General features: G+C 42.7%; 6 protein-coding genes. 5 read left to right on the top strand and 1 reads right to left on the bottom strand.

Translation table 11 applies throughout. The annotated features are described in order from the left end of the window. The first annotated feature begins 412 nt into the window (after positions 1–412). Genes spoIIM through BUB92_RS10585 form a run of 5 tightly spaced genes read left to right on the top strand, consistent with a single transcriptional unit; the run spans position 413 to position 4,751 of the window. Positions 413–1,018 (top strand): stage II sporulation protein M, encoded by a 606-nt coding sequence (gene spoIIM, locus BUB92_RS10605; protein ID WP_073093514.1) that lies wholly within the window; start codon positions 413–415, stop codon positions 1,016–1,018. A gap of 14 nt (positions 1,019–1,032) precedes the next feature. Continuing rightward, positions 1,033–1,290, top strand: a complete 258-nt coding sequence (locus BUB92_RS10600; protein WP_073093512.1) for a hypothetical protein — start codon at positions 1,033–1,035, stop codon at positions 1,288–1,290. 59 nt (positions 1,291–1,349) lie between these two features. Continuing rightward, positions 1,350–2,240 carry a site-specific tyrosine recombinase XerD gene (xerD, locus tag BUB92_RS10595; RefSeq protein WP_073093510.1) on the top strand — a complete coding sequence of 297 codons (891 nt, stop codon included), beginning with the start codon at positions 1,350–1,352 and terminating at the stop codon, positions 2,238–2,240. Between the two features lie 29 nt (positions 2,241–2,269). Continuing rightward, positions 2,270–3,445 (top strand): phosphopentomutase, encoded by a 1,176-nt coding sequence (locus BUB92_RS10590; protein ID WP_073093508.1) that lies wholly within the window; start codon positions 2,270–2,272, stop codon positions 3,443–3,445. 1 nt (position 3,446) lies between these two features. Next, entirely contained in the window at positions 3,447–4,751 is a 1,305-nt protein-coding gene (locus BUB92_RS10585) for a pyrimidine-nucleoside phosphorylase (protein ID WP_073093506.1), read from the top strand. Between the two features lie 41 nt (positions 4,752–4,792). On the opposite strand, the gene BUB92_RS10580 is transcribed toward BUB92_RS10585, so the two are convergent. After that, positions 4,793–5,273: formate dehydrogenase subunit gamma (locus BUB92_RS10580; protein ID WP_073093504.1), on the bottom strand; the 481-nt coding region annotated here is incomplete at its 5' end.

Here is a 5,273-nt window from a genome sequence, read left to right as displayed (position 1 = left end):
TATGCGTTGATACCGGTAATCATGAATTTTTTTAGTTTCCGTTTTACACACCGGGCACTTATGAGGACTTACTGGTTTAGAAATACTTATCTCATAATAGTTATCGTACTGCTTGACATCATCGATGTTTACATCTTTTAAAAAAAGCAAATTTTTGTTAAACTGAAATTGCATTGGGAAGAATACCTCCTTTATGAGTGGTTTTGGTTGTTTTTATTAACAGGTATTCGACCCAATGCTTTTTATTTTCCTTCTCCTACCCCAACATTTATTATAGAACCTTTATTTTATCCTGTCTCCCAAGGAGCGGGAAGGTTTAAGGGGCATAAAGTCATGGTTTATAAAATATTATTTTTTAGAGCGATTTAAAATTGATTTAATGCCATTTTAAACCTGGTTTAAGGAGATATATATGCGTTTAAAACAGGTATTTAAAAAACATGTAAAAGATAACCGCCTTAAATACCTTATTGTGCTGACCGTTTTGCTTTTAGGGGTTATAGTAGGCAGCTACAAGTCAGCAGGACTAGAAGGGGGGGTGAGAGGCTATCTTTTGGAATTAATAGATAATTATCTCGATTACAGCTCTCATATTAAAGAACCGGAACTATTTTTCAGAGTTTTTTTAAAGCAGGTGGAAATAGCTTCTCTGGTATGGTTTTTGGGACTTACGGTGATCGGTTTTCCTTTGATTTTAGCTGCCGTTTTTTGGCGCGGTTTTGCTCTGGGGTTTACTACCAGTTTTCTTATTCGGGAAAAAGCAGGCACCGGGGTTGTAATAGCCCTATTGTCGGTTTTACCCCAGAATCTGGTATATATGCCGGTTTTTATCTTATGGGCAGTTATAGCTCTTAATTTTTCATTCTATATATTGGCTGGGAATAAGAGGAATTCTTTGCCTTTATTTAAAGGCCTGATTATTTATACTTTAATGTTTTTGGGTATTTTGCTTTTTATTGCTCTGGGTGCTTTTATTGAAGCTTACTTTGTTCCCTGGCTTATAAATATAGTTTTTTAAGGAGGCGAAAACAGGTGATAATTATAATAAGGGATTGGAAAAGGAAAGTTTTAAAACTTCTGGCGGTAATAATCCTGGTAATGTCTTTTGCCCTGGCAGTTCCCTATATGGCAGGAAGCCTTAAAGATATAATTCCCGTCTGGAACACTTTTTTTAATGAAGAAAGGCCTACCGGTAATCCTATGCGGGTGGAGAATGAAAGGGCAAGCCGATTAAATGAAATAATAGACAGCCTGGTTTTTAATCTGCAGGATTTTTATTATGAAGACTAGCAGGATAATATCCTTCTTATGTCAAAAATAAAAAAGAAAAAACGGCAGGAGCAAGCAGGATGGAAAAATACAGGGAACTTTTCATGGCTTATCTTACCTATGAAAGAGGCTTATCCCCTAATTCGGTGGCTGCTTATAACCGGGATTTAGAGAAATTTTATGCTTTTTTACAGGAAAAGGGTATGAACAATAAAATCGAAGACATAGGAAGGGATGATATTTTAGAATTCTTGGCCTGGCAGCTTAACCATGGTATGGCTCATACTTCTGTAGCCCGCAGCCTTTCTTGCCTGAAATCTTTTTATAAATTTTTGCAAATGGAAGGTTATATAGAAAAAAACCCGGTTTTGAACCTGGAAACGCCCAAGGTTAAACGCAAGCTCCCTGCGGTTTTAAGTGTGGAAGAGATTGAAAAGATTATGCAGCAGCCCAATGTTTTAACCCCTTTGGGCATAAGGGACAGGGCCATGCTGGAGCTGATGTATGGAACCGGAGTGAGGGTGTCAGAACTCTTATCCCTTAAGCTGGATGACATTAACCTGACGGCAGGGTTTTTGAGGTGTTTAGGTAAGGGAAGCAAGGAAAGGATAGTACCGGTAAATAAAACGGCCCTGGATTGGGTGCAGAGGTACCTTGCCCGGGCCCGCAATTTTTTGATTAAAAACCACCTGGAAAAGAGTTTGTTTGTAAATGCTAATGGAAGGAGAATGAGCCGGCAGGGCTTTTTTAAAATTTTAGCCCGCTATGCCGAGCAGGCAGGGATCAAGAAGGAAGTAACTCCCCATACCTTAAGGCATTCCTTTGCCACCCATCTTCTGGAAAATGGAGCTGATTTGAGGGTGGTGCAGGAACTTCTAGGACATGCTGATATATCTACTACCCAGATATATACTCATCTAACCACCAGCCGGCTGCGGGAAATATATAACCGCTGCCATCCGCGAGCATAGAATACGAAACTTTTAAGGAGGAATTGGTCATGCCGAAAAGGGCGGTTATCATCGTACTGGACAGTGCAGGAATAGGAGAAATGCCGGATAGTGAAGAATATGGTGATAAAGGGGCAAATACCCTGGTTAACACAGCCCGCAGGGTAGGAGGCCTTCATCTCCCCCACCTGGAGGCTATGGGGCTGGGAAATCTGGCGCCTATAGAAGGGGTAAGGCCGGTAGAAAGAGCAGAAGGAGCTTATGGGATAATGCAGGAAATGTCCAGAGGTAAAGATACCACTACCGGGCACTGGGAGATGATGGGGATTATAACAGAAAAGCCTTTTCCTACCTATCCGCATGGTTTTCCCGATGAGATCATACAGGAATTTGAAAAGCGGATTGGACGCAAAGTTTTAGGCAATATTGCGGCTTCGGGCACGGAGATTATAAAAATGCTGGGTGAGGAACATATAAAAACCGGCTATCCTATTGTCTATACTTCGGCTGACAGTGTTTTTCAGATTGCAGCTCATGAAGAAGTCATCCCTCTGGAAGAACTCTATAACATGTGCAAGATTGCCCGTTCCCTGCTTACCGGCGAACATAATGTGGGAAGGGTTATTGCCCGCCCTTTTCGGGGAGAGCCGGGAAATTTTTATCGTACCGCTAACCGGCATGATTATGCCTTAGAGCCCGGAAGGAATATTCTTGACTGTATCCTGGAAAAGGGGCAGGAAGTAGTAGGTATTGGCAAGATCAAAGATATTTTTGCCGGACGAGGGGTTACAAGGTCTTATCCTACCGGCAGCAATCAGGAAGGGGTGAACAGGCTGGTAGAAGTTTTAAGCCAGGATTTTCCCGGTCTTATTTTTGTCAATCTGGTAGATTTTGACCAGCTCTACGGACATCGTAATGATGCTTCTGGTTATGCCCGCGCTTTACAGGAATTTGATGCTAGATTGCCGGAGATAAGGGAAAATATGCAAGATGATGATATGCTTATCATAACTGCCGATCATGGCTGTGATCCTACTACGCCTGGAACTGACCATACCCGGGAACAGGTTCCGCTTCTGGTGTATGGACGAAAGCTTAAAAAAGGTGTAAACCTGGGAAGGAGAAAAACCTTTGCCGATGTAGGCCAGACGGCAGCAGAACACCTGGAGGTTCCCGTTGATAAAAATCTGGCCGGAGAAAGTTTTTATGTTTTGGTGAGGTGTTAACATGAATTTTGTAGATATTATTCGCTCCAAGCGGGATGGACGAGAACTGAGCCGGGAAGAGATAGATTTTCTGGTGCAGGGCATAAGTGAGGGGAGTATGCCTGATTATCAGATAGCTGCTCTGGCTATGGCCATTTATTTTCAGGGCATGAGCGAGCGGGAAACTGCTGATTTGACAGTGGCCATGGCTTATTCCGGTGAGGTGGCAGATTTATCCGGCATTGCCGGTAAAACGGTGGATAAGCACAGTACCGGGGGAGTCGGAGATAAAACAACTATGATTGTACTTCCCCTGGTAGCTGCCTTGGGGGTGCCGGTTGCCAAGATGTCGGGGAGAGGGCTGGGGCATACAGGGGGAACTATTGATAAGTTTGAATCTATTCCCGGCTTCCGGGTGGAAATGGAACATAAAAGCTTTATCGAACAGGTAAACCGTATAGGGGCTGCAGTTATTTCCCAGACCGGAAATCTGGTGCCTGCTGATAAAAAGCTTTATGCCATAAGGGATGTTACAGCTACGGTGGAAAGCATTCCTCTTATAGCTTCCAGTGTTATGAGCAAAAAACTGGCTTCGGGGGCGGAAGCTATTTTGCTGGATGTAAAAACAGGCAGGGGTGCTTTTATGAAAGAAAAAGAGGAAGCAATAGAGCTGGCCCGGCTGATGGTTAAGATAGGCCAGAGGGCTGGACGCCAGGTAAGAGCAGTTATCAGCAATATGGACCAGCCTCTGGGAAGGATGATAGGAAACGCGCTGGAAGTAAAAGAGGCGATAGATACCCTTAAGGGCAAAGGACCTTCTGATTTAGAAGAGCTTTGCTTGGTTTTAGCCAGCCATATGCTTATTTTAGGGGAGAAAGAAACTGATTTTAACCGGGCTTTAAACCGGGTTAGGGAAGTTCTGGCTGCAGGAAAGGGACTTGACAAGTTTATGGAGCTGGTTAAAGCCCAGGGGGGAAGTATTGATTTAGATGACGAAAATTATGGACTGCCTGAGGCGCAGTTTAAATACCCGGTAATCGCAGAGCGATCAGGATATATTGCCGGAGTTGATGCTTATATGATAGGCTATACGGCCATGCATTTAGGAGCAGGAAGAGAGAAGATAGGCGATAGCATAGATTATGCCGTGGGAATTGAACTTAACCAAAAAACGGGAGACAAAGTAGCTAAAGGTGATGTACTGGCCTTTGTACATGCTAACCATGAAGAAAAAGGAAGAGAGGCAGTAAAGAAGGTTTTACATGCTTATCAAATCGAAGACGCTATTTTCCAGAAAAAACCTCTTATTTTTGAAGTAGTGGAATAAAAAGGGAGAAAAAGGATCCCGCCTTTTTCTCCTTTATTATTTTATTCTGCTTTCTTTTCGCCATAGGTTTCTTCATACCATATAGCATGGTGATGTTTTGCCCAGTCGGCTCTTACGGTGCCTTTCCACATGCCCCAGAAGGATTCCCCGGAACCAGGATGGAAGGAGCCCAGATAGCCATGCATACATACCATGAAGGTTGAAAGTACCATGGCTATATCATGAATAGGATATGCTATTCTTACTAATCCTGGTGCAAATAAAGACGGAAACCACATGATATAACCACTTATAACTAATAATATTACACAGGTAGGGGTAATGATCGAGTTTCCTTTTTCCCCGCCGTTGAATTTGGTCTGGGGCGGCATCTTTACGGGAAATCCTAAAAACTCCAGCGGGAATTTCATAACAAATATTATGTCATTTTTGCCAAAACGCAGGATGTCTTTTATCCAGTTTACCAGAGCTTTAAAGTTAAATACTACAAATATTATTATAAATAGAGTCATAAATACAGCT

Origin of the sequence: Thermosyntropha lipolytica DSM 11003 (genome assembly GCF_900129805.1) — a bacterium.
Taxonomy (GTDB): Bacteria; Bacillota; Syntrophomonadia; order Syntrophomonadales; family Syntrophomonadaceae; genus Thermosyntropha; species Thermosyntropha lipolytica.
This window is presented reverse-complemented; position numbering and strand designations above follow the sequence as displayed.